General features: G+C 69.4%; 15 protein-coding genes and 3 rRNA genes. 1 reads left to right on the top strand and 17 read right to left on the bottom strand.

What is annotated here, in order from left to right; translation table 11 throughout:
* Positions 1-23: 23 nt before the first annotated feature.
* The 7 genes from ACTRO_RS33840 to pyrR are packed head-to-tail and all read right to left on the bottom strand — an operon-like array spanning position 24 to position 9,017.
* Complete coding sequence (locus tag ACTRO_RS33840; RefSeq protein ID WP_084316715.1) at positions 24-1,157, bottom strand: quinone-dependent dihydroorotate dehydrogenase; 1,134 nt, start codon at positions 1,155-1,157, stop codon at positions 24-26.
* A complete protein-coding gene (gene carB, locus ACTRO_RS33835) occupies positions 1,157-4,459 on the bottom strand; it encodes a carbamoyl-phosphate synthase large subunit (RefSeq protein WP_034269743.1) in 3,303 nt (1,100 codons plus the stop codon). The genes ACTRO_RS33840 and carB overlap by 1 nt, the downstream gene beginning before the upstream one ends.
* Positions 4,459-5,649, bottom strand: a complete 1,191-nt coding sequence (carA, locus tag ACTRO_RS33830) for a glutamine-hydrolyzing carbamoyl-phosphate synthase small subunit (RefSeq protein WP_034269740.1) — start codon at positions 5,647-5,649, stop codon at positions 4,459-4,461. Before carA ends, carB begins: the two co-directional genes overlap by 1 nt.
* Complete coding sequence (locus ACTRO_RS49995) at positions 5,646-6,224, bottom strand: PH-like domain-containing protein (RefSeq protein ID WP_051451791.1); 579 nt, start codon at positions 6,222-6,224, stop codon at positions 5,646-5,648. Before ACTRO_RS49995 ends, carA begins: the two co-directional genes overlap by 4 nt.
* Positions 6,221-7,504 carry a dihydroorotase gene (locus ACTRO_RS33820; RefSeq protein ID WP_034269737.1) on the bottom strand — a complete coding sequence of 428 codons (1,284 nt, stop codon included), beginning with the start codon at positions 7,502-7,504 and terminating at the stop codon, positions 6,221-6,223. The genes ACTRO_RS49995 and ACTRO_RS33820 overlap by 4 nt, the downstream gene beginning before the upstream one ends.
* On the bottom strand, positions 7,501-8,466 hold the full coding sequence (locus tag ACTRO_RS33815) for an aspartate carbamoyltransferase catalytic subunit (protein WP_034269734.1): 966 nt from the start codon (positions 8,464-8,466) through the stop codon (positions 7,501-7,503). Before ACTRO_RS33815 ends, ACTRO_RS33820 begins: the two co-directional genes overlap by 4 nt.
* Entirely contained in the window at positions 8,463-9,017 is a 555-nt protein-coding gene (pyrR, locus tag ACTRO_RS33810; RefSeq protein ID WP_051452571.1) for a bifunctional pyr operon transcriptional regulator/uracil phosphoribosyltransferase PyrR, read from the bottom strand. Before pyrR ends, ACTRO_RS33815 begins: the two co-directional genes overlap by 4 nt.
* A 433-nt stretch (positions 9,018-9,450) precedes the next feature.
* On the opposite strand from pyrR, the gene bldD reads away from it, so the two are divergent.
* Complete coding sequence (bldD, locus tag ACTRO_RS33805; protein WP_051451790.1) at positions 9,451-10,002, top strand: transcriptional regulator BldD; 552 nt, start codon at positions 9,451-9,453, stop codon at positions 10,000-10,002.
* 233 nt (positions 10,003-10,235) lie between these two features.
* Here bldD and rrf read toward each other — a convergent pair.
* The 10 genes from rrf to argJ form a co-directional block, all read right to left on the bottom strand.
* Positions 10,236-10,352: ribosomal RNA gene (gene rrf / locus ACTRO_RS33800) — 5S ribosomal RNA — on the bottom strand.
* Between the two features lie 106 nt (positions 10,353-10,458).
* Positions 10,459-13,581: ribosomal RNA gene (locus ACTRO_RS33795) — 23S ribosomal RNA — on the bottom strand.
* Between the two features lie 338 nt (positions 13,582-13,919).
* Positions 13,920-15,446 (bottom strand): 16S ribosomal RNA (locus tag ACTRO_RS33790).
* Together the 16S, 23S and 5S rRNA genes form the textbook arrangement of a ribosomal RNA operon.
* 377 nt (positions 15,447-15,823) lie before the next feature.
* Entirely contained in the window at positions 15,824-17,089 is a 1,266-nt protein-coding gene (tyrS, locus tag ACTRO_RS33785; protein WP_034269728.1) for a tyrosine--tRNA ligase, read from the bottom strand.
* An 83-nt stretch (positions 17,090-17,172) separates the two neighbouring features.
* Positions 17,173-18,594, bottom strand: a complete 1,422-nt coding sequence (gene argH, locus ACTRO_RS33780; RefSeq protein WP_034269725.1) for an argininosuccinate lyase — start codon at positions 18,592-18,594, stop codon at positions 17,173-17,175.
* Between the two features lie 119 nt (positions 18,595-18,713).
* Positions 18,714-19,298: an arginine repressor gene (locus ACTRO_RS33775; protein ID WP_034269723.1), complete on the bottom strand. Its 585-nt coding sequence runs from the start codon at positions 19,296-19,298 to the stop codon at positions 18,714-18,716.
* Between the two features lie 386 nt (positions 19,299-19,684).
* Positions 19,685-20,623: an ornithine carbamoyltransferase gene (gene argF / locus ACTRO_RS33770; protein WP_034269721.1), complete on the bottom strand. Its 939-nt coding sequence runs from the start codon at positions 20,621-20,623 to the stop codon at positions 19,685-19,687.
* A gap of 64 nt (positions 20,624-20,687) precedes the next feature.
* On the bottom strand, positions 20,688-22,034 hold the full coding sequence (locus tag ACTRO_RS33765; protein ID WP_084316714.1) for an acetylornithine transaminase: 1,347 nt from the start codon (positions 22,032-22,034) through the stop codon (positions 20,688-20,690).
* On the bottom strand, positions 22,031-22,918 hold the full coding sequence (gene argB, locus ACTRO_RS33760) for an acetylglutamate kinase (RefSeq protein ID WP_034277952.1): 888 nt from the start codon (positions 22,916-22,918) through the stop codon (positions 22,031-22,033). Before argB ends, ACTRO_RS33765 begins: the two co-directional genes overlap by 4 nt.
* Positions 22,919-22,923: 5 nt before the next feature.
* Positions 22,924-24,075 carry a bifunctional glutamate N-acetyltransferase/amino-acid acetyltransferase ArgJ gene (gene argJ, locus ACTRO_RS33755; protein WP_034277951.1) on the bottom strand — a complete coding sequence of 384 codons (1,152 nt, stop codon included), beginning with the start codon at positions 24,073-24,075 and terminating at the stop codon, positions 22,924-22,926.
* Between the last annotated feature and the right edge of the window lie 15 nt (positions 24,076-24,090).

The following is a 24,090-nucleotide window of genomic DNA, read 5'->3' as shown; positions in this document are numbered from 1 at the left end:
CGCCTGCGTCGTCGGCGTGTGGGTCACTGCGTCCTCCCGTGGCCGGTCTGGTTCCGGTGCGCCGACGGGGTTCCGGCGGGCCCGTCCGCGCTGGCGCGGCCGAGGCCGCGGTTGATCCGGCGGGCCCAGAACGGACCCTGGTAGATGAAGCCGGTGTAGCCCTGCAGCAGGGTCGCGCCGGCGTCGAGGAACTCGCGGGCGTCGCGCGCGGTGGTGATCCCGCCGACGCCGATGAGCGTCATCTCCGGGCCGACCCGGGCGCGCAGGATCCGCAGCACCTCCAGCGCGCGGGGCCGCAGCACCGGGCCGGACAGTCCGCCGGCGCCGCAGGCCTCGACCTGGTCGCGCGGCGTGGCAAGGCCGTCCCGGGCGATGGTCGTGTTGGTCGCGATGATCCCGTCCAGGCCGATCTCCACGGCCAGGTCGGCGACGGCGGTCACGTCCTCGTCGGCGAGGTCGGGAGCGATCTTGACCAGCAGCGGCACGCGGCGTTCCGGCACCGCCCGGTTCGCCGCCTCGCGGACCGCCAGCAGCAGCGGCCTGAGCACCTCCACGGCCTGCAGATTGCGCAGGCCGGGGGTGTTCGGCGAGGAGACGTTGACGGTGAGGTAGTCGGCGTAGGGGGCGAGCGCGCCGGCCGAGTGCACGTAGTCGGCGATGGCGTCCTGCTCGGGCACCACCTTCGTCTTGCCGATGTTCACCCCGACGATCACCGGGCTCTGCCGGCCACGGCGGCGCAGCCGCTCGACCCGCTTGGCCAGCCGGTCGGCGACGGCGTCCGCGCCCTGGTTGTTGAAGCCCATCCGATTGATCAGGCAGTGGTCCTTGGTCAGCCGGAACAGCCGCGGCGCCGCGTTGCCCGGCTGGGGCTGCCCGGTGACGGTGCCGACCTCGACGAACGCGAAGCCGAGGGCGGCCAGGCCGTCGATCCCGACCGCGTTCTTGTCGAAGCCCGCGGCCAGGCCGAAGGGGCCGGGGAACGCCAGCCCCATCGCCTTGACCCGCGCGGCCGGGTCGTTCGGCCCGAGCGCCCGGCGCAGCACCGGGGCCGCGCCGGGCACCGCGGCCGCGGCGCGGATCGCGCCGAAGCCGAGGTGGTGGGCGCGTTCCGGGTCCATCCGGTAGAAGACGGACCGGAACAGGGCCTGGTAGAGCATCACGCCGTCCCGTCGCGGTGCGCCTGCAGCCGCTCGGCGTGCTCCTGCAGGGAGCCGACGCCGATGTCGCCGCGGCGCAGCGCCTCGATGCCGTGCACCGCGGCGGCGAGCCCCTGCACCGTGGTGATGCACGGCTTGCCGGTGGAGACGGCGGCGGTGCGGATGTCGTAGCCGTCCAGCCGCGGGCCGACGCCGTAGGGCGTGTTGATGATCAGGTCGACCTCGCCGGCCAGGATCCGCTGCACGATGGTGGGCTCGCCGCCCGGGCCGGTGCCCTCGTACTGCTTGCGCACCGGCGTGGTGTGGATGCCGTTGCGGCGCAGCACCTCCGCGGTGCCCTCGGTGGCCAGGATCTCGAAGCCGAGGTCGGCCAGCACCTTGACCGGGAAGATCATCGAGCGCTTGTCCCGGTTGGCCACGGACACGAAGACCCGGCCCTTGGTCGGCAGCGCGCCGTAGGCCCCGGCCTGGGACTTGGCGAACGCGGTGCCGAAATCGGCGTCTATGCCCATGACCTCGCCGGTGGACTTCATCTCCGGGCCCAGCACGACGTCCACGCCCTGGCCGTCGGGGGTGCGGAAGCGCGACCACGGCATCACGGCCTCCTTGACCGCGATCGGCGCGTCCAGCGGCAGGGTGCCGCCGTCGCCGGAGGCCGGGAGCAGGCCCTCGGCGCGCAGTTGCGCGATCGTGGCGCCGAGCGAGATCCGCGCGGCGGCCTTGGCCAGCGGCACCGCCGTGGCCTTGGACACGAACGGGACCGTGCGCGACGCGCGGGGGTTGGCCTCGAGCACGTAGAGGATGTCCCCGGCGAGGGCGAACTGGATGTTGATCAGCCCGCGCACCCCGACGCCGCGGGCGATCTGCTCGGTGGAGGCGCGCAGCCGCTTGACGTCGAAGCCGCCCAGGGTGATCGGCGGCAGGGCGCAGGCCGAGTCGCCGGAGTGGATGCCGGCCTCCTCGATGTGCTCCATCACGCCGCCGAGGTAGAGGTCCTCGCCGTCGAACAGCGCGTCCACGTCGATCTCGATGGCGTCGTCGAGGAAGCGGTCGACCAGCACCGGGTGCTCGGAGATCAGGCCGGCGTGGCGCTCGAGGTACGAGGCGAGCGAGGGCTCGTCGTAGACGATCTCCATGCCGCGGCCGCCGAGCACGTAGCTCGGGCGCACCAGCACCGGGTAGCCGATCTCGTCCGCGATGCCCTTGGCCTGGTGGAACGAGAACGCGGTGCCGTGCTTGGGGGCGTTGAGCCCGGCCTCCTCGAGCACCCGGCCGAACGCGCCGCGCTCCTCGGCCAGGTGGATCGCCTCGGGGCTGGTGCCCACGATCGGCACGCCGGCGTCCTTCAGCCGCTGGGCCAGCCCGAGCGGGGTCTGGCCGCCGAGCTGCACGATCACGCCCGCGACCGGGCCGGCCTGCGCCTCGGCGTGGTAGACCTCGAGCACGTCCTCCAGGGTGAGCGGCTCGAAGTAGAGCCGGTCGGAGGTGTCGTAGTCGGTCGAGACGGTCTCCGGATTGCAGTTGACCATGACCGTCTGGTAGCCGGCGTCGCGCAGCGCGAAGGACGCGTGCACACAGGAGTAGTCGAACTCGACGCCCTGGCCGATCCGGTTCGGGCCCGAGCCGAGGATCAGCACCGCGGGCTGCTCCCGCGGGGCCACCTCGGTCTCCTCGTCGTACGAGGAGTAGTGGTACGGGGTGGACGCGGCGAACTCGGCCGCGCACGTGTCGACCGTCTTGTACACCGGCCGCACACCGAGCGCGTGCCGCACGGCGCGCACGACCGCCTCCGGCATGCTGCGGATCTCGGCGATCTGCGCGTCGGAGAAGCCGTAGCGCTTGGCCCGCCGCAGCAGCACCGGGGTCAGGTCGGAGGCCTCGGAGAGCTCCTGCGCCACCTCGTGGATCAGCTCGAACTGGTCGATGAACCAGGGGTCGATCTTCGTGGCGTCGAAGACCTCTTCCAGGCTCGCGCCCGCGCGCAGCGCCTGCATCACGGTGTTGATCCGGCCGTCGGTGGGGATCGCGGCCTTCGCGAGCAGCCCGGCCTTCTCCCCCGGCTCGCCGGCGAAGGTGAACTCAGAGCCCTTCTTCTCCAGCGAGCGCAGCGCCTTCTGCAGCGCCTCCGGGAAGTTGCGCCCGATCGCCATCGCCTCGCCGACCGACTTCATGGTCGTGGTCAGGCTGGCGTCGGCGAGCGGGAACTTCTCGAAGGCGAAGCGCGGGACCTTCACCACGACGTAGTCGAGGGTGGGTTCGAACGACGCCGGGGTCTCCCGGGTGATGTCGTTGGGGATCTCGTCCAGGGTGTAGCCCACGGCGAGGCGCGCGGCGATCTTCGCGATCGGGAAGCCGGTGGCCTTGGAGGCGAGCGCGGAGGAGCGCGAGACCCGCGGGTTCATCTCGATCACGATGATCCGGCCGTCCGCCGGGTTGACCGCGAACTGGATGTTGCAGCCGCCGGTGTCCACGCCCACGGCCCGGATGATGTCGATGCCGATGTTGCGCAGCCGCTGGTACTCGCGGTCGGTCAGGGTCATCGCCGGGGCGACGGTGATCGAGTCGCCGGTGTGCACGCCCATCGGGTCCAGGTTCTCGATCGAGCAGACCACCACGACGTTGTCGGCCCGGTCCCGCATGAGCTCGAGCTCGTACTCCTTCCAGCCGAGGATGGACTCCTCCAGGAGCACCTCGGTGGTGGGCGAGAGCTGCAGGCCGGTGCCGGCGATGCGGCGCAGGTCGGCCTCGTCGTGCGCGAAGCCGGAGCCCGCGCCGCCCATGGTGAACGAGGGCCGCACCACGACGGGGTAGCCGCCGAGCTCCTCGACCCCGGCCAGGCAGTCGTCCATGGAGTGGCAGATCACCGAGCGGGCCGACTCGGCGCCCACCTGCTCGACGATGCCCTTGAACTTCTCCCGGTCCTCGCCGCGCTCGATCGCGTCGATGTCGGCGCCGATGAGCTCGACCCCGTACTTCTCCAGTACGCCGGACTTGGCCAGCGAGACCGCGGTGTTGAGCGCGGTCTGGCCGCCGAGGGTGGGCAGCAGCGCGTCCGGGCGCTCCTTGGCGATGATCTTCTCGACGTACTCCGGGGTGATCGGCTCGACGTAGGTGGCGTCGGCGAACTCGGGGTCGGTCATGATCGTGGCCGGGTTCGAGTTGACCAGGACCACGCGCAGGCCCTCGGCCTTGAGCACCCGGCACGCCTGGGTGCCCGAGTAGTCGAATTCGCAGGCCTGGCCGATGACGATCGGCCCCGAGCCGATCACCAGCACCGATGTGAGGTCTTCCCGCCGCGGCATCAGGCCCCGCCCTTCTCAGTCTCGTTCCGGTGCTGCGTCATCAGGTCGGTGAACCGGTCGAACAGGTACGCCGCGTCGTGCGGTCCCGCCGCGGCCTCGGGGTGGTACTGCACCGAGAACGCGGGGGCGTCCAGGCAGCGCAACCCCTCGACCACGCCGTCGTTGAGGTTGACGTGGCTCACCTCGACCCGGCCGAACGGCGTCTCGGCGACGCGGTCGGTCGGGGCGTCCACGGCGAAGCCGTGGTTGTGCGCGGTGACCTCGACCTTGCCGGTCAGCCGGTCCTGCACGGGCTGGTTGATGCCGCGGTGGCCGTACTTGAGCTTGTACGTGCCGAAGCCGAGCGCGCGACCGAGGATCTGGTTGCCGAAGCAGATGCCGAACACCGGCTTGCGCTGCTCGAGCAGGCCCTGCACCAGCGCCACCGGGCCGTGCGCGGTGGCCGGGTCGCCGGGGCCGTTGGAGAAGAAGACGCCGTCCGGGTTCACCGCGAGCACCTGCTCGAGGGTGGCGTCGCCGGGCAGCACGTGCACCCGGATGCCCCGCTCGGCCATCCGCTCGGGCGTCATGGTCTTGATGCCGAGGTCGATCGCGGCGACGGTGAACCGGTGCGGTCCGGCCGGCTCGATGACGTACGGGTCCGCCGTGGTGACCTCGCCGACGAAGTCGGCGCCGGCCATCTCCGGGCTGGCCAGCACCCGCTGCATCAGCGCGGCCGGGTCTGCCTGGGCGGAGACGCCGGAGAAGATGCCCACCCGCATCGCCCCGCGCTCGCGCAGGTGCCGGGTGAGCGCGCGGGTGTCGATGCCGCTGATGCCGACCACGCCCTGGGTGCGCAGCTCCTCGTCCAGGGTGCGGCGCGAGCGCCAGTTCGAGGGGCGCCGGGCCGGGTCGCGCACGACGTAGCCCGACACCCAGATCCGGCCGGAGTCGGGGCTGGGCCGGCGGGACTCGGGGTCCTCGTCGTTGACGCCGGTGTTGCCGACGTGCGGAGCGGTCATCACGACGACCTGTCCGCAGTAGGAGGGGTCGGTGAGGGTCTCCTGGTAGCCGGTCATGCCGGTGGAGAAGACCGCCTCGCCGTAGGTCTCGCCCACGGCTCCGTATGCTTCGCCGCGGAAGGTGCGGCCGTCCTCGAGGACGAGCACGGCCTCCTCACGGGTGTGCGGGGTGTGCGTCTCGCTGGTCACGCGGACGTTCCTTCCTTGGTCAGGGAGTTGATCGCGTCGACCAGCGCGTCCCGGTCGGCCTTGGCGCGCGGGTGGAAGCCGGTGTCGAGGGTCCGTTCGCCCAGCCGCCAGGTCACCAGCACCACGCCGGTGCCGCCGGTGACCTTCCCGGCGATGCCCGGGGCGAGCTCGGCGCCCACCACGTCGACGGCCGGGATGAACAGGTCCGGCGCGGCCTCGCGGGCGAAGAACACGCCCTCGCCGTTCACCGAGACCCATGCGTTCGAGCGCACGCCGAGGCCGTGCACGGCGATCCGGTCGAGCCAGTCGCCGTGCGTGGTGGTGGACGCATACACGCCCTCCACGCCGTCGGCCGGATCGAGCGGGTTCGGCGCCGCGGACGCGGGGGCGGGCACGTCGGCCTGCCGCTGCGCCCGGCGCTGGTAGCCGCGCCACATCAGCGCGCACAGGCCGGCGAAGACCGCCAGCAGCAGCACGCTGAGCCCGATACGCGCGGCGAGCTGGGTCACCGGGGCGCTGTGCTCGCCGGCGGCGAGCAGGATCGTGGACGTGGACGCCGGAGCAGCGAGGCTCACCGCTCCACCACCTTTCCGTCGAGCACCGTCGCCGTGCCGCGCAGGAAGGTCGCGTGGACGGCGCCGGGCAGTTCGAGCCCCGCGAAGGGCGTGTTGCGCGAGCGCGAGTGCAGGGCCTTCGGCTCGATCACCCGGCGCGCGGCCGGGTCGAGCAGGGTCAGGTTGGCCGGCTCGCCGGGCTCGAGCGGACGGCCGTGGCCCTGGAGCGAGCCGATCCGGGCGGCGGCCACCGACATCCGGTCGGCGACGCCGGTCCAGTCGAGCAGGCCGGTCTCCACCATCGTCTGCTGCACTACCGACAGCGCCGTCTCGAGGCCGAGCATCCCCATGGAGGCCACGGCCCACTCGCAGTCCTTGGCCTCGACCGGGTGCGGCGCGTGGTCCGTGGCGACGACGTCGATGGTGCCGTCCGCCAGCCCCGCGCGCACGGCTTCGACGTCGTCCTTCGTGCGCAGCGGCGGGTTGACCTTGTAGACCGGGTCGTAGCCGCGCACCAGGTCCTCGGTCAGCAGCAGGTGATGCGGGGTGACCTCGGCGGTGACCGGGTAGCCCTTGGACTTGGCCCAGCGCACGATCTCTACCGAGCCGGCGGTGGACAGGTGGCACACGTGCAGCCGGGAGCCGGTGTGCGCGGCCAGCAGCACGTCGCGCGCGATGATCGCCTCCTCGGCGACCGCGGGCCAGCCGCGCAGGCCGAGCACGTCGGAGAGTTCGCCCTCGTTCATCTGGGCGCCCTCGGTCAGCCGCGGCTCCTGGGCGTGCTGCGCCACGACACCGCCGAAGGCCTTGACGTACTCCAGCGCACGGCGCATCAGCGCGGCGTCCGAGACGCAGTGCCCGTCGTCCGAGAAGATCCGTACCCGGGCCGCGCTGTCGGCCATCGCGCCGAGCTCGGCCAGGCGCTCGCCGGCGATGCCGACGGTGACCGCGCCGACCGGCTGCACGTCGCAGTACCCGGCTTCGCGGCCGAGCCGCCAGACCTGCTCGACCACGCCCGCGGTGTCGGCGACCGGGTCGGTGTTGGCCATCGCGTGCACGGCGGTGAAGCCGCCGGCGGCCGCGGCGCGGGTGCCGGTCAGCACGGTCTCGGCGTCCTCGCGGCCCGGCTCGCGCAGGTGGGTGTGCAGGTCGACCAGGCCGGGCAGCGCGATCAGCCCGGCGGCGTCGATCACGGTGGCGTCCGGTGCGGCCGCCTCCACGATCAGCCCGTCGCGCACGTGCAGGTCGCGCGGGGTGCCGCCGAGCACGGCGGCGCCCTTCACAGTCCAGTTCCGGCTCATCGCCGCTCTCCCTCGTCCTCGGTGCCGATCGCCGGTTCGCTGCCGCCGAGCAGCAGGTAGAGCACCGCCATGCGGACCGAGACGCCGTTGGCGACCTGCTCGGTGATGGTGGAGCGGGCCGAGTCGGCCACTTCGGCGGAGATCTCCAGGCCGCGGTTCATCGGGCCGGGGTGCATGACCACCGCGTGCTCGGGCAGCAGGGCCATGCGCTCGGCCTGCAGGCCGTAGCGGCGCGAGTACTCGCGCTCGGTCGGGAAGAACGCCTGGTCCATCCGCTCCCGCTGGACCCGCAGCATCATCACCGCGTCGCTCTTGGGCAGCACCGGGTCGAGCTCGTAGGAGGTCGAGCAGGGCCAGCCCTCGACGCCGAAAGGCATCAGCGTGGGTGGGGCCACCAGGGTGACCTCGGCGCCGAGCGTCGCCAGCAGCCGGACGTTGGAGCGGGCCACCCGGCTGTGCAGCACGTCGCCCACGATGGTGACGCGGCGGCCGTCGAGCCCGCCGAGCCGCGAGCGCAGGGTGTAGGCGTCGAGCAGGGCCTGGGTGGGGTGCTCGTGCGTGCCGTCGCCGGCGTTGACGACCGCGCTGCGGATCCAGCCGGCGTGAGCGAGCCGGTGCGCGCCGCCGGAGGCCCAGTGCCGCACCACCACGGCGTCGGCGCCCATGGCCTCGAGGGTGAGCGCGGTGTCCTTGAGCGACTCGCCCTTGGACACGCTCGAACCCTTGGCGGAGAAGTTGATCACATCCGCGCTCAGCCGCTTGGCCGCGGTCTCGAAGGAGATCCGGGTGCGGGTGGAGTCCTCGAAGAAGAGGTTGACCACGGTGCGCCCGCGCAGCGTCGGCAGCTTCTTGATCGGGCGGTCGGCCAGCCGGGCCAGTTCGGCCGCGGTGTCGAGGATGAGCGTCGCGTCGTCGGCGGAGAGGTCCGCCGTGGACAGCAGATGGCTGCGGTGGCCGGTCATCGCGCTCCCTCCCGGGACTGGTCCGCCTTGGTGCCGAGCAGCACCGCGTCCGCGCCGTCGGTTTCGGCCAGGCGCACCTGGACCGTCTCGCGCTGCGCGGTGGGCAGGTTCTTGCCGACGTAGTCGGCGCGGATCGGCAGCTCCCGGTGCCCGCGGTCGACCAGGACGGCGAGCTGGACGGCGCGGGGCCGGCCGAGGTCGCCGAGCGCGTCCAGCGCGGCCCGGATGGTGCGGCCGGAGAAGAGCACGTCGTCGACCAGGACCACCAGCTTGCCGTCCACCCCGCCGGCCGGGATCTCGGTGCGTCCGAGCGCGCGGGCGGGCTTGAGCCGCAGGTCGTCGCGGTACATGGTGACATCGAGAGTGCCGTGCGGCAGCGAGCGTCCCTCGACCGCGGCGATCTGCCGCGCCAGGCGCAGCGCCAGGTGCGCGCCGCGGGTGGGGATGCCCAGCAGGACCGCGTCGTCGGCGCCCTGGGTTCGTTCGAGGATCTCGTGCGCTATCCGGGTCAACGCCCGCTGCACGGCGGCCGCGTCGAGCACGGCCCGCATCGGGGCCGGCGCCGCGGGCGCGGAGGATGCGGCGTCACTCGCCGCTGGTACGGTCACATCGGTCATGCCGAAGCAGACCCCCTTCCCTGCCTCACAGGACAGGACTTAAAGGACGTCGGACGCAGCCCACCCTATCAGGGAGGTTGATCACCTGTTGCCACGGGTCAAATCCGTGTCAAGAGCGGACCCCGATTCGGCCAAAGGCAGCAGACCGGTGTCGCGCGGAGCAGCCGCGGCGGGGCGCAGGCGACGGGTTTAAGCCAGGGAGGCGGGTGCGAGACGGCTTCGATCGTGACATAAGCTGTCAGATATAGAAACGCCGGTCATCAGATGACCTGCTGCCTTGACGAAGCTAGATTACTCTGCGTAACATCCGTCAAGGTCGCCGGGACGGCTGACCGCGAACCACCTGAGCCTTCGATGGGGAGATCCTATGTCTACCGAGTACGCCAAGGCGCTGGGCGCCCGGCTCCGCGCGATCAGGACCCAGCAGGGTCTTTCGCTGCACGGGGTCGAGCAGAAGTCCCAGGGTCGCTGGAAGGCTGTCGTCGTCGGCTCCTACGAGCGCGGCGACCGCGCCGTGACGGTGCAGCGTCTGGCCGAGCTGGCGCACTTCTACGGGGTGCCGGTGCACGAGCTCCTGCCGGGCGGCAGCCCCAACGCCGCGGCCGAGCTCCCGCCGAAGCTCATGCTCAACCTCGAGGTCCTGCAGAACCTCGGCGAGGACAAGGCGGCCCCGCTGCTGCGCTACGTCGCGGCGATCCAGAGCCAGCGCGGCGACTACAACGGCCGGGTGCTCTCCATCCGCCAGGACGACCTGCGCACGCTCTCCGTCATCTTCGACCTGCAGCCCTCGGTGCTCGTCGACCTGCTGATCGAGTGGGGCGTGCTCGACCCCGACGCTCGTCGCGCGGTCAACTTCGACACCGACTTCTCCGACTCCGACCTCGACGAGGAGGAGCTGCTGGACGAGGACGAGGAGTAAAGGCTCCCGCCTCCCCCCATCTGCACCACCGCGATCCCCCGCGGTCGGCCTCGGGCCGGCTGACGGGGGATCGCGTGTTTTCCGGGGAGCAGCTTTTCGGGGAGGCCGCCTCGGTGACTGGTGCTGGGCGGGCTCGCCTCGGATCCGTTCCGCGCTGCGCAAACAGACGGGTCGTCAAATGGCTGTAGGCCCCTGGACCGTTTCGGGTCCGGGGGCCTACAGCTCTACGGGTTGCGCGGCGGCGTCCTACTCTCCCACCAGGTCTCCCTGGCAGTACCATCGGCGCTGGCGGGCTTAGCTTCCGGGTTCGGGATGGGACCGGGCGTTTCCCCGCCGCCATGACCGCCGCACGTCATTCAGGTTTCCTAGCAACTACTCCCGGGCGGGAGCGGCCGGGTACCTGTGAACCGGCTAGTGGATGCGAGCAAGCAGAAGATCAAGAAAGTCTATGTTGGGGTGTGTAAGCCCTCGGCCTATTAGTACCGGTCCACTCCACACCTCACGGCGCTTCCATGTCCGGCCTATCAACCCCATGGTCTCTAGGGGGCCTTACCCACTCAAGGTGGTGGGAGGACTCATCTCGAAGCAGGCTTCCCGCTTAGATGCTTTCAGCGGTTATCCCTTCCGAACGTAGCCAACCAGCCATGCCCCTGGCGGGACAACTGGCACACCAGAGGTCCGTCCATCCCGGTCCTCTCGTACTAGGGACAGCCCTTCTCAATCCTCCAACGCGCGCAGCGGATAGGGACCGAACTGTCTCACGACGTTCTAAACCCAGCTCGCGTACCGCTTTAATGGGCGAACAGCCCAACCCTTGGGACCTACTCCAGCCCCAGGATGCGACGAGCCGACATCGAGGTGCCAAACCATGCCGTCGATATGGACTCTTGGGCAAGATCAGCCTGTTATCCCCAGGGTACCTTTTATCCGTTGAGCGACGGCGCTTCCACCAGCCACCGCCGGATCACTAGTCCCAGCTTTCGCTCCTGCTCGACCCGTCAGTCTCACAGTCAAGCCCCCTTGTGCACTTACACTCGCCACCTGATTGCCAACCAGGCTGAGGGAACCTTTGGGCGCCTCCGTTACTCTTTAGGAGGCAACCGCCCCAGTTAAACTACCCACCAGACACTGTCCCCGATCCGGATCACGGACCCGGGTTAGACACCCGAGACGGCCAGAGTGGTATTTCAACAACGACTCCACCATGGCTGGCGCCACGACTTCACAGTCTCCCACCTATCCTACACAAGCCGCCCCGGACACCAATATCAAGCTATAGTAAAGGTCCTGGGGTCTTTCCGTCCTGCTGCGCGAAACGAGCATCTTTACTCGTAGTGCAATTTCACCGGGCCTGTGGTTGAGACAGTCGGGAAGTCGTTACGCCATTCGTGCAGGTCGGAACTTACCCGACAAGGAATTTCGCTACCTTAGGATGGTTATAGTTACCACCGCCGTTTACTGGCGCTTCAGTTCACCGCTTCGCCGTGAGGCTGACGGGTCCCCTTAACGTTCCAGCACCGGGCAGGCGTCAGTCCGTATACATCGCCTTGCGGCTTCGCACGGACCTGTGTTTTTAGTAAACAGTCGCTTCCCGCTGGTCTCTGCGACCCACACCAGCTCGGAGCGCGAAGCTCGTCACCAGCACGGGTCCCCCTTCTCCCGAAGTTACGGGGGTATTTTGCCGAGTTCCTTAACCACAGTTCACCCGAACACCTCGGTATTCTCTACCTGACCACCTGTGTCGGTTTGGGGTACGGGCCGCCGTGTCCCTCGCTAGAAGCTTTTCTCGACAGCATAGGATCATCCACTTCGCCCCTACGGGCTCCCCATCACATCTCAGCCTTGATGACTGGCGGATTTGCCTACCAGCCGGCCTACCTGCTTGGCCCGGGACGACCACCGCCCGGGATGAACTACCTTCCTGCGTCACTCCATCGCTCGCCTACTACCCGATCAGGTCACCGGCCTCCCACCGCTTGGCCCGAAGGCTTCCACGATCTTCAGCGGGCTTAGTATCACGGGGCTCGGCCCTTGCGGTCCACAGCGGGTACGGGAATATCAACCCGTTGTCCATCGACTACGCCTGTCGGCCTCGCCTTAGGTCCCGACTCACCCTGGGCGGAACAGCCTGGCCCAGGAACCCTTGGTCATTCGGTGCCACCGATTCTCACGGTGGATTCGCTACTCATGCCTGCATTCTCACTCGCATGCCCTCCACGACTCCCTCACAGGGCCGCTTCACCGGACATGCGACGCTCCCCTACCCAACACCACACCTGGCCCCGGAACGACCCGGGGCGGGCTCATGGCATTGACACGACTTCGGCGGCGTACTTGAGCCCCGCTACATTGTCGGCGCGGAACCACTTGACCAGTGAGCTATTACGCACTCTTTCAAGGGTGGCTGCTTCTAAGCCAACCTCCTGGTTGTCACCGCGGTCCCACATCCTTTCCCACTTAGCACGCGCTTAGGGGCCTTAGTCGATGTTCTGGGCTGTTTCCCTCTCGACCATGGAGCTTATCCCCCACAGTCTCACTGCCACGCTCAACGTACCGGCATTCGAAGTTTGGCTGACGTCAGTAACCTGGTCGGGCCCATCGGCCATCCAGCGCCCTACCTCCGGCACGCACACGCAACGCTGCACCTAAATGCATTTCGGGGAGAACCAGCTATCACGGAGTTTGATTGGCCTTTCACCCCTAACCACAGGTCATCCCCCAGGTTTTCAACCCTGGTGGGTTCGGGCCTCCACACCGTCTTACCGGCGCTTCACCCTGCCCATGGCTAGATCACTCCGCTTCGGGTCTAGAACGCGCGACTATAAACGCCCTTATCGGACTCGCTTTCGCTACGGCTACCCCACCCGGGTTAACCTCGCCACGCGCCACTAACTCGCAGGCTCATTCTTCAAAAGGCACGCCGTCACGGCCCACCGCTACCGGTGAGACGACGCTCCGACGGATTGTAGGCACACGGTTTCAGGAACTCTTTCACTCCCCTCCCGGGGTACTTTTCACCCTTCCCTCACGGTACTCGTGCACTATCGGTCACCAGGAAGTATTCAGCCTTACCAGGTGGTCCTGGCAGATTCACACGGGATTTCACGGGCCCCGCGCTACTCGGGAACAGCGCCACGAGCCTGCAGCATGTCGTCTACGGGACTCTCACCCACTACGGTCGGCCACTCGCATGCCGTTCGACTACACCACAGGTTTCTTACTCGTCGGATCGCCGGCAGACGATCCAGGCACGTCCCACAACCCCTCACACGCAACCCCTGCCGGGTATCACACGCACAAGGTTTAGGCTAGATCCGCTTTCGCTCGCCACTACTCACGGAATCACATGTTGTTTTCTCTTCCACCGGGTACTGAGATGTTTCACTTCCCCGGGTTCCCTCCACTCGCCCTATACATTCAGGCGAGGGTGACACCCCATGACGGGTGCCGGGTTCCCCCATTCGGACACCCCCGGATCAAAGCCCTCTCGGCGGCTCCCCGGGGCCTATCGCGGCCAGACACGTCCTTCATCGGCTCCTGGTACCAAGGCATCCACCGTGCGCCCTTAAACACTTACACACACAGAGAACAGACTTGATTCGCCGCTCAAAGGCGGCGATATTCAGATGCTCGCATCCACTATCCAGTTCACAAACACCCCACCGAACCCCAGACCACCAAGGCCACCACCAGACCCCGCACGAAACGTGCAGGCGGTATAGCGCCCGATCCGGACCCGGACGAAGAACCAGCCAGAGGCTGCCCCTTCAGGACCCAACAGCGTGCCACAGAGCTCCCGAAGGAGACCGAACCGTCGATGTTTCCACCCATGAGCACCGCCACCGGACACTCGCCGGTGAAGCGGGTCTGGCCCCCACGACGGCCACTACAGCCGGCGGAAGCGAGAAGCTCCTTAGAAAGGAGGTGATCCAGCCGCACCTTCCGGTACGGCTACCTTGTTACGACTTCGTCCCAATCGCCAGTCCCACCTTCGACCACTCCCTCCCTAAAAGGGTTGGGCCATGGGCTTCGGGTGTTACCGACTTTCGTGACGTGACGGGCGGTGTGTACAAGGCCCGGGAACGTATTCACCGCAGCGTTGCTGATCTGCGATTACTAGCGACTCCGACTTCACGGGGTCGAGTTGCAGACCCCGATCCGAACTGAGACCGGCTTTACGGGATTCGCTCCACCTCACGGTATCGCAGCCCTCTGTACCGGCCATTGTAGCATGCGTGCAGCCCAGGACATAAGGGGCATGATGATTTGACGTCGTCCCCACCTTCCTCCGAGTTGACCCCGGCAGTCTCCCGCAAGTCCCCAGCCATCCGAAGATGCTGCTGGCAATACAGGACGAGGGTTGCGCTCGTTGCGGGACTTAACCCAACATCTCACGACACGAGCTGACGACAACCATGCACCACCTGTGCACGACCCCAAAGGACCCTCTATCTCTAGAGGTGCACCGTGCATGTCAAGCCCTGGTAAGGTTCTTCGCGTTGCATCGAATTAAGCCGCATGCTCCGCCGCTTGTGCGGGCCCCCGTCAATTCCTTTGAGTTTTAGCCTTGCGGCCGTACTCCCCAGGCGGGGCGCTTAATGCGTTAGCTCCGGCACGGAGACCGTGGAAACAGTCCCCACACCTAGCGCCCAACGTTTACGGCGTGGACTACCAGGGTATCTAATCCTGTTCGCTCCCCACGCTTTCGCTCCTCAGCGTCAGTAATGGCCCAGAGACCCGCCTTCGCCACCGGTGTTCCTCCTGATATCTGCGCATTCCACCGCTACACCAGGAATTCCAGTCTCCCCTGCCATACTCTAGCCCGCCCGTACCGGAAGCAGACCCACCGTTAAGCAGTGGGCTTTCACTCCCGACGCGACAGGCCGCCTACGAGCCCTTTACGCCCAATAAATCCGGACAACGCTCGCACCCTACGTATTACCGCGGCTGCTGGCACGTAGTTAGCCGGTGCTTCTTCTGCAGGTACACTCAGTCACCCTTGGTCCCTGCTGAAAGAGGTTTACAACCCGAAGGCCGTCATCCCTCACGCGGCGTCGCTGCGTCAGGCTTCCGCCCATTGCGCAATATTCCCCACTGCTGCCTCCCGCAGGAGTCTGGGCCGTGTCTCAGTCCCAGTGTGGCCGGTCGCCCTCTCAGGCCGGCTACCCGTCACCGCCTTGGTAGGCCATCACCCCACCAACAAGCTGATAGGCCGCGGGCCCATCCTCCACCGAAAAACTTTCCACCCAAGGCCATGCGACCCCAGGTCATATCCGGTATTAGCCCCGGTTTCCCGGAGTTATCCCAGAGTGGAGGGCAGGTTGCCCACGTGTTACTCACCCGTTCGCCACTAATCCCCGGCCGAAACCGGATCATCGTTCGACTTGCATGTGTTAAGCACGCCGCCAGCGTTCGTCCTGAGCCAGGATCAAACTCTCCAAAAAAGAATTCAATGACCTGGCTAAACATCCCGACGGGGGTCGGGATTCATAGCCAATTCAAAACTATTGGCATCAACGATTCAATATGACACGCTATTGAGTTCTCAAGAAACAGCCACGCGCTAGGTACTTCGTTTTCTTGCGTTTCCCTCGCGGTGATCTCTACTTTAGCAGAGTTTCAGCGGCCCGATTTCCATCAAATCCGCCCCGCGCTCTACCGCACGGTTTTCCCACCGACACACACCACCATCCCGTTTCCGGGCTGGGGGCTTGTGGCGACTCGGAGAACATTAGGCCCCCGGCGGGACTGAGTCAAATCGGCCTATCCATGCCTTGACTCAACCCGCCGAGGGTCCGGTGACACTCGGTATCGACGCAGGTCAGCGTGCGAGTTCGATAGCTGCGAGAGTCTTCTTGCCACGACGCAGCAGCAGCCACCGGCCGTGCAGCAGGTCGGCCTCCGTGGGCGCCGCGTCGACGTCCTCGACCTTCGCGTTGTTGAGGTACGCCCCGCCCTCCTGGATCGCCCGACGCGCGGCGCCGCGGCTGGCCACGATCCCGGTGTCGGCGAGCAGTTCGTACACGGGCCTGAGTTCCGTCACCTGGGCTGTGGGCAGCTCGGCCAGCGCGGCGCGCAGCGTCGCCTCGTCGAGCTCGCCGAGCTCGCCCTGCCCGAACAGCGCCTTGCTCGCCGCCTCCACCCGGCGCAGGTTCTCCGCGCCGTGCACGAGGGCGGTGACGTCTTGGGCCAGCGCGCGCTGGGCCGAGCGGAGGAACGGCTTCTCCCGCGTGGCCGTGTCGAGCTCGTCGATCTCCTCGCGGGTGCGGAAGGTGAAGATCTTGAGGTACTCGACCACCTTCGCGTCCTCCGCGTTCAACCAGAACTGGTAGAACGCGTACGGCGACATCATGTCCGGGTCGAGCCAGACCGTGCCGGTCTCGGTCTTGCCGAACTTGGTCCCGTCCGCCTTCGTCACGAGCGGCGTGCCGATCACATGCACGGTGCCGCCGTCGGACTTGTGGATCAGATCCACGCCCGCGGTCAGGTTGCCCCACTGGTCGCTACCGCCGGTCTGCAGCGTGCAGCCGTAGTTGCGGTACAGCTCCAGGAAGTCGAGCGACTGAAGGATCTGGTAGGAGAACTCGGTGTAGCTGATGCCGGCCTCGGAGTTCAGCCGCGCCGCCACCGCGTCCTTGGAGAGCATCTTGCCGACGCGGAAGTGCTTGCCGATCTCGCGCAGGAAGTCGATCGCCGAGATCGGCGCCGTCCAGTCCAGGTTGTTCACGATGCGCGCGGCGAACTCGCCCTCGAAGCTCAGGATGTTCCCGACCTGGCCGCGCAGCTTCTCCACCCACTCCGCGACGGTCTCCTTGGAGTTGAGCGTCCGCTCGGCGGTGGGCTTCGGGTCGCCGATCAGTCCGGTGGACCCGCCGACCAGGCCGAGCGGGAGGTTGCCCGCGTCCTGGATCCGGCGCATCGTGATCAGCTGCACCAGGTTGCCCATGTGCAGGCTGGGCGCGGTCGGGTCGAACCCGCAATAGAAGGTGACCGGTCCGTCGGCGAAGGCTTTGCGCAGCGCTTCCTCGTCGGTGGACAGGGCGATCAGGCCCCGCCACTGGAGTTCATCGACGATGTCGGTGGTCACGGTCTCAACTTCCCTCGGAAGGACGGGCGGGGACCGCCCGGGACGGGTCTTCGGGCCGCACCCCGGGGTGCGGCCCCTCTAGCCTACTGATCCAGCCAAGCGCGTTGTTCGGCGATGAGCGCGCGCACCTCGTCGAGCTGCTCGCGCACCCGCACCGGCGCCGTGCCGCCCCGTCCGTCGCGCGAGGCGATCGAACCGGAGACCGTGAGCACCTCCTTGACGCCGGGCGTCAGCCGCTCGTCGATCGAGGCCAGGTCCTCGTCGGTCAGGTCGGACAGCTCGATGCCGCGCGACTCGCAGTAGCGCACGCTCGCGCCGGCCACCTCGTGCGCCACCTTGAACGGGATGCCCTGCTTGACCAGCCATTCGGCCACGTCGGTGGCCAGCGAGAAGCCCTGCGGGGCGAGCTGCGCCATCCGCTCGCCGTGGAAGACGATCGTGGTGATCATGCCGGAGAAGGCCGGAAGCACCACCTCGAGGGTGTCGACGGAGTCGAACACCGGCTCCTTGTCCTCCTGCAGGTCCCGGTTGTAGGCCAGCGGCAGCGCCTTGAGCGTGGCCAGCAGGCCGGCGGCGTTGCCGATGAGCCGGCCGGCCTTGCCGCGGGCGAGCTCGGCGATGTCCGGGTTCTTCTTCTGCGGCATGATCGAGGAGCCGGTGGCGTAGGCGTCGTCGAGCGTCGCGAAGGCGAACTCCTTGGTGGTCCACAGGATCACCTCCTCGGCGATCCTGGAGATGTTCACCCCGATCATCGCGGCCACGAAGGCGAACTCGGCCATGAAGTCGCGCGAGGCCGTGCCGTCGATGGAGTTCGCGGCGCTGCGGCTGAAGCCCAGCTCGGCCGCGACGGCCTGCGGGTCGAGGCCGAGGGTGGACCCGGCCAGGGCGCCGCTGCCGTAGGGCGAGCAGTCCGTGCGCCGGTCCCAGTCACGCAGCCGGTCCACGTCCCGGCCGAGCCCCTGCACGTGCGCGAGCAGGTGGTGCGCGAGCAGGACGGGCTGGGCGTGCTGCAGGTGGGTACGCCCCGGCATGGCCACCTCGAAGTGCGCCTCGGCCTGGTCGGTCAGGGCCTGCTGCAGGTCGCTGACCAGCGCGACGATGACGCGGGCGTGCTCGCGCAGGTACATCCGGGGCAGCGTGGCGATCTGGTCGTTGCGCGACCGGCCGGCCCGGAGCCGGCCGCCGAGCTGCGGGCCGATCCGCTCGATCAGGCCGCGCTCGAGCGCCGTGTGGCAGTCCTCGTCCGCGACCGTGGGCTGGAAGTCGCCGGAGACGACGTCCTGCTCGAGCTTGTCCAGCCCGGTCAGCATGCCCTCGAGCTCTTCGTCGGTGAGCAGCCCGGCCCGGTGCAGCGCCCGGGCGTGCGCCCGCGAGCCGGCCAGGTCGTAGCGGGCGAACCGCCAGTCGTAGTGCACGCTGGCGGAGAGCGCGGCCAGCGCTTCACTCGGGCCGCTGGAGAAGCGCGAGCTCCACAGCAGGTTCGAAGGTGCTTGGCGTTCGGTCATGGTCGAAACTTTCCGGTTCGCGGGCGGCATGTGTCGCGTGCGCCCGGCATAGGTGGGCGGACGGCGCCCGGATCAAGGTCGAATCTGGAGTCGGGGGCAGGCGGGATCGGCGGTCGGACTCAGCCGCGGGCCGCCTCGCTCAGCCGGCGGGCCAGGTCGGGGCCGCCGAGCGGGTCGCGGCAGATCACCAGGACGGTGTCGTCGCCGGCGATGGTGCCCATCACCCCGGAGGTGACGCCGTGGCGGTCGGCGTGGTCGAGCGCCGAGGCCAGGAACTGCGCCGCGCCCGGCGGGGTGCGCAGCACGACCAGGTTGGCCGAGCCCTCGGCGGTGACCAGCAGCTCGCCGAGCAGCCGGCGCAGCCGGGTCTCGAGCTCGCCCGACTCGATGGCGGGGCGGGGCGACCCGTCGCCGCCCTCGCTGCGCAGCGCGTAGATCAGGTTGCCCTCGGCGTCGCGGATGCGCATCGCGCCGAGCTCGTCGAGGTCGCGCGAGAGCGTGGCCTGGGTGACCGAGAAGCCCTCGCTCGCCAGCAGCTCGGCCAGCGCGGACTGCGAGCGCACCTGGTGGCGCCCGAGCAGATCGGCGATGCGCTGGTGGCGCGCGCGGCGGGTGTTGACGACGGTGGCGGCGGCGCTCTCGAAGGCGGCGGCAGCGGGGCTTTCCTGCTCGTTCCTCGGGACCGCGGCGGACGACGGGGTCACCTGGTCTCCCTTCCCTGGGTGGGTGCGGACGCGGCGGGCGGCGACGGTCGGGGACGCGTCGGCGCGCTCGGTGGGTGGGCCGCGTGGCTGGCGTGGTCGGCGTGCGCGGGCGAGGCGGGCGCTGGGCGAGCTGCAAACCGGGGAGGTATCGCACGGGCGGGTCCCGTGGCACACCGGTGGGCCCGCGTGTCCCCTGGGACTATCGTCCCGGCTGCGACCAGGGACGATGCGGCTGTCTTCGGCGCCACACGCATTCCTCTCGCCTCTCTCGCCCTTCTCGGCTCTCCGGCGCGTCACCGGCCGTGCGGCCGGTGCCCGTGCGCCGAAGCTCCTTCACGCGTCCGTCGCACGCCCGGGCCGCCGCGCCGCGTCGCGCGGCACCCTGGTCAGCGCGAACTGCTCCGGTAACCGAGAAGGTACGCCAGCAGCGCCTTTTGGGCGTGCAGGCGGTTCTCCGCCTCGTCCCAGACCGCCGACTGCGGGCCGTCGATGACGGAGGCGGCGATCTCCTTCCCGCGGTAGGCGGGCAGGCAGTGGAGCACGATCGCGTCCGGCCGGGCGAGCGCGAGGGCCGCCTCGTCGAGGGTATAGGGCCGGAAGACTTCCGCGCGTGCGGAACCCTCGTCCTCCTGGCCCATCGACACCCAGGTGTCGGTGATCAGCACGTCCGCGTCCTGCGCGGCGGCCTTGGCGTCGGAGGTGACGAGCACCGAACCGCCGGTGGCCGCGGCGATGGCGGCCGCGTCCGCGACGTAGCGGGCGTCCGGCTGGTAACCCTCCGGCGTGCCGACGCGCACGTGCATGCCGGCCGTGGCGCCGCCGAGCAGGTAGGAGTGCGCCATGTTGTTGGCGCCGTCGCCCAGGTACGTCATGGTCAGGCCGGCCAGCGCGCCCTTGCGCTCCCGGACGGTCTGCAGGTCCGCGAGGATCTGGCAGGGGTGGAACTCGTCGGTCAGGGCGTTGACGACGGGCACGCGGCTGACCGCGGCCATCTCCTCCAGCCGGGACTGGCCGAAGGTGCGCCAGACGATCGCGGCGACCTGGCGGTCGAGCACCCGGGTGGTGTCGGCCACCGGCTCGCCCCGGCCGAGCTGGCTCGAGCCCGCGTCGATGACCAGCGGGTAGCCGCCGAGCTGGGCGACGCCCACCGAGAAGGACACCCGGGTGCGGGTGGACGGCTTGTCGAACAGGATCGCGACGGCCTTCGGCCCGGCCAGCACGGGATGGCCGAGCGGGTCGGCCTTGAGCTCGGCGGCGAGATCGAGCACCTCGGCCTGTTCGGCCGGGCTCAGGTCGTCGTCGCGGAGGAAGTGGCGGATCGACATCAGGATTCTGCTTCCGGGCGGTAGGCGGACGGGGACGGACGGGTCGGCGCGGGGGCGGCGGCGGTCACGGGCGGCGGCCGTCGTCGAGCGCGTGGTCGAGGATGGCGGGCAGCGCGCCGAGGAACTCGCGGGCCTGATCCGTCGTCAGGACGAGTGGCGGGGAGATCCGGATCGACTCGGGGTTGACCGCGTTGATGATGTAGCCGGCGTCGAGAGCCGCGTCGGCTACCCGGGCCGCCACCGGGCCGCGCAGCCGGATGGCGAGCAGCAGGCCCTGGCCCTGCACGCCGTCGACCGCCGGGTGCTCGAGCTCTTCGATGCCTTGGCGCAACAGCTCGCCGAGCTCGCGGGCGCGGGCGATCAGGCCGTCGCGCTCGACCGCGTGGAGCACGGCGAGTCCGGCCGCGCAGGCGATCGGGTTGCCGCCGAAGGTGGTGCCGTGCGCGCCGGGGGTGAACAGCTCGGCAGCGCGGCCGAAGGCCAGGCAGGCGCCGATGGGCAGGCCGCCGCCCAGGCCCTTGGCCACGGTCACCACGTCCGGGCGGATGCCCTCGTGCTGGAAGGAGAACCACGCGCCGGTGCGGCCGATGCCGGTCTGCACCTCGTCGAGGATGAGCAGGGCGCCGTGCCGGGCGGTGATCTCGCGGGCCGCCTTGAGGTAGCCGGCCGGGGCCGGCACCACGCCGCGCTCGCCCTGGACGGGTTCGAGGAAGACCGCGGCGGTCTCGTCGTCCACGGCCCGCTCGAGCGCGGCGACGTCGCCGAAGGGCACGAACTCGACGCCGGCGGGCAGCGGCTCGAACGGCTCGCGGATGGCCGGCTTGCCGGTGAGCGCGAGGGCGCCCATGGTCCGGCCGTGGAATCCGCCCTCGGTGGCGATCACCTTGGTGCGGCCGGTCAGCCGGCTCAGCTTGAAGGCGGCCTCGTTCGCCTCGGTGCCGGAGTTGGCGAAGTAGACCCGGCCGGTGCTCAGATCGGGGCCGGCTGACGAGCCCTCGGCGGAGTCGTCGAAGGCGCCGGGCTGGGCGGCGAGGGCGAGCAGCCGCTCGGCGAGGGCGATCTGCGGGGCGGTGCCGAAGAAGTTGCCGACGTGGCCGAGGGTGGTCAGCTGGGCGGTCACCGCGTTGACGATCAGCGGGTGGGCGTGGCCGAGGACGTTGACCGCGATGCCGGCGAACAGGTCGAGGTAGCGGCGGCCGTCGGCGTCCCACAGCTGCGCGCCCTCACCCCGGACGAAGACGCGCTTCGGCGCGCCGAAGGTGTTCATCAGGGCATTGCTGTGCCGCTCGGTCCACGCGGTGCTGAGGCCGCCTTGCGCCTGCAGCACGGGCAGGCCCTCGGCCTGGGCCGCGGAGATCGCGTCGGCGCCGGCGATCGGGCCGGAGCCGGCTTCGTGCGTGTGCGTCGTCATTGCGATACCACCATCGTTCCGATGCCTTCGTCGGTGAACACCTCGAGCAGCAGCGAGTGCTGCACCCTTCCGTCGAGCACGTGCGCCGCGTGGACTCCGCCGCGCACCGCGCGCAGACAGGCCTCCATCTTGGGCGCCATGCCGGAGGAGAGCTCCGGCAGCAGCTTCTCCAGCTCGGGCGCGGTGAGCTGGCTGATCACCTGGCCCGAGGCGGGCCAGTCCGCGTAGAGGCCCTCCACGTCGGTGAGCACGACGAGCTTCTCCGCGCCGAGCCCGACCGCGAGGGCCGCGGCCGCGGTGTCCGCGTTGACGTTGTAGACGCCGCCGTCCTCGGCTCGGGCGATGCTGGAGACCACCGGGATCCGGCCGTCGTCGAGCAGCGCGTTGAGCAGCTTGGGCTCGACCGCGGCGACGTCGCCGACCCGGCCGATGTCCACCGGGAGGCCGTCGACGATCGCGTGCCGCTGAAGGCCCGTCATGGTGTTCGCGTCCTCGCCGGACAGGCCCACCGCGAACGGGCCGTGCGCGTTGATGAGCCCGACGATCTCGCGCTGCACCTGGCCGGTCAGCACCATCCGGACCACGTCCATGGCCGCCGGCGTGGTCACCCGCAGGCCGCCGGCGAACTCGCTGACCAGGCCGGAGGCCTCGAGCGCGCGGGTGATCTGCGGTCCGCCGCCGTGCACCACCACCGGGCGCAGCCCGGCGTAGCGCAGGAAGACCACGTCCTGGGCGAAGGCGCGCTTGAGGTCGTCGTCGACCATCGCGTTGCCGCCGAACTTCACCACGACCGTGGCACCGTGGAACTTCGAGAGCCAGGGCAGCGCCTGGGTGAGCACCTGCGCCTTGGCCAGAGCCTCGGTGGAACGGGTTCCCCCCGCCATCGTCTTCACGAGGAGTAGGCCGAATTCTCGTGCACGTACTCCTTGGTGAGGTCGTTCGTCCAGACCGTGACCGTCTCCGCGCCCGCGGCGAGATCCACCACCAGGTGGATGTGACGGTCGCTCAGATCGCACAGCTCGCGCGGCTCGCCGACGCCGCCGTTGCGGCAGACCCAGACGCCGTTGATGGCGACCGAGAGCCGGTCCGGCTCGAACGCGGCCGCGGTGGTGCCGACTGCGGCCAGCACCCGGCCCCAGTTCGGGTCCTCGCCGTAGAAGGCGCACTTGAGCAGGTTGTTGCGGGCGATCGAGCGGGCGACCTCGAGCGCGTCTGCCTCGGTGGCCGCGTTGGCCACCTCGATCTCGATCTCCTTCGAGGCGCCCTCGGCGTCCGCGATGAGCTGGCGGGCCAGGTCGGCGCAGAGCTCCTCGACGGCCGCGGCGAACTCGCGCGCGTCCGGGCGGGTGCCGGTGGAGCCGGAGGCCATCAGGATGACGGTGTCGTTGGTCGACATGCAGCCGTCCGAGTCGATCCGGTCGAAGGTGCGGGCGGTGGCGGCGCGCAGCGCGGCGTCCAGCTCGGCCTGCGGGACCTCCGCGTCGGTGGTCAGCACGCAGAGCATGGTGGCCAGGCCGGGGGCGAGCATGCCCGCGCCCTTCGCCATGCCGCCCAGGACGTAGCCCTCGCGCTCGACCACGGCCGTCTTGGCGACGGTGTCGGTGGTGCGGATGGCCTCGGCGGCCGCGGCCCCGCCGGTGTCGCAGAGCCCGGCGACGACCGCGGGCAGGGCGCCGAGCAGCCGGTCCATCGGCAGCCGCTCGCCGATCAGCCCGGTGGAGCAGACCGCTACCCGGGCGGCCGAGACGTCGAGCGCGGTCGCGGTCTGCTCGGCGGTGCGGTGCGTGTCCTGGAAGCCCTCGGGCCCGGTGCACGCGTTGGCGCCGCCGGAGTTGAGGATCACCGCGTCGAGCTCGCCGCCCTTGACCACCTGCTCGGACCACAGCACGGGCGCGGCCTTGACCCGGTTCGAGGTGAACACGGCGGCGGCCGCGCGCGAGGGGCCGTCATTGACGACGAGGGCGAGATCGGGCGCGCCCGAGGACTTGATCCCGGCCACGACCCCGGCGGCACGGAAACCTCCGGGCGCCGTCACCCCCACGCCCTCGGCGCCGCG

The organism is Actinospica robiniae DSM 44927, assembly GCF_000504285.1.
GTDB classification, from domain to species: Bacteria; Actinomycetota; Actinomycetes; order Streptomycetales; family Catenulisporaceae; genus Actinospica; species Actinospica robiniae.
Note: the sequence above shows the minus strand (reverse complement) of the source record. Positions and strands in the feature narration are given on the sequence as shown.

Excerpts from the sequence above, each read along its gene's own strand:
- ACTRO_RS33840 (WP_084316715.1), bottom strand. The coding sequence starts at position 1,157 with ATGCTCTACCAGGCCCTGTTCCGGTCCGTCTTCTACCGGATGGACCCG.
- carB (WP_034269743.1), bottom strand. The coding sequence starts at position 4,459 with ATGCCGCGGCGGGAAGACCTCACATCGGTGCTGGTGATCGGCTCGGGG.
- ACTRO_RS33820 (WP_034269737.1), bottom strand. The coding sequence starts at position 7,504 with ATGAGCCGGAACTGGACTGTGAAGGGCGCCGCCGTGCTCGGCGGCACC.
- ACTRO_RS33815 (WP_034269734.1), bottom strand. The coding sequence starts at position 8,466 with ATGACCGGCCACCGCAGCCATCTGCTGTCCACGGCGGACCTCTCCGCC.
- pyrR (WP_051452571.1), bottom strand. The coding sequence starts at position 9,017 with ATGCGGGCCGTGCTCGACGCGGCCGCCGTGCAGCGGGCGTTGACCCGG.
- bldD (WP_051451790.1), top strand. The coding sequence starts at position 9,451 with ATGTCTACCGAGTACGCCAAGGCGCTGGGCGCCCGGCTCCGCGCGATC.
- argH (WP_034269725.1), bottom strand. The coding sequence starts at position 18,594 with ATGACCGAACGCCAAGCACCTTCGAACCTGCTGTGGAGCTCGCGCTTC.
- argF (WP_034269721.1), bottom strand. The coding sequence starts at position 20,623 with ATGTCGATCCGCCACTTCCTCCGCGACGACGACCTGAGCCCGGCCGAA.
- ACTRO_RS33765 (WP_084316714.1), bottom strand. The coding sequence starts at position 22,034 with ATGACGACGCACACGCACGAAGCCGGCTCCGGCCCGATCGCCGGCGCC.
- argB (WP_034277952.1), bottom strand. The coding sequence starts at position 22,918 with ATGGCGGGGGGAACCCGTTCCACCGAGGCTCTGGCCAAGGCGCAGGTG.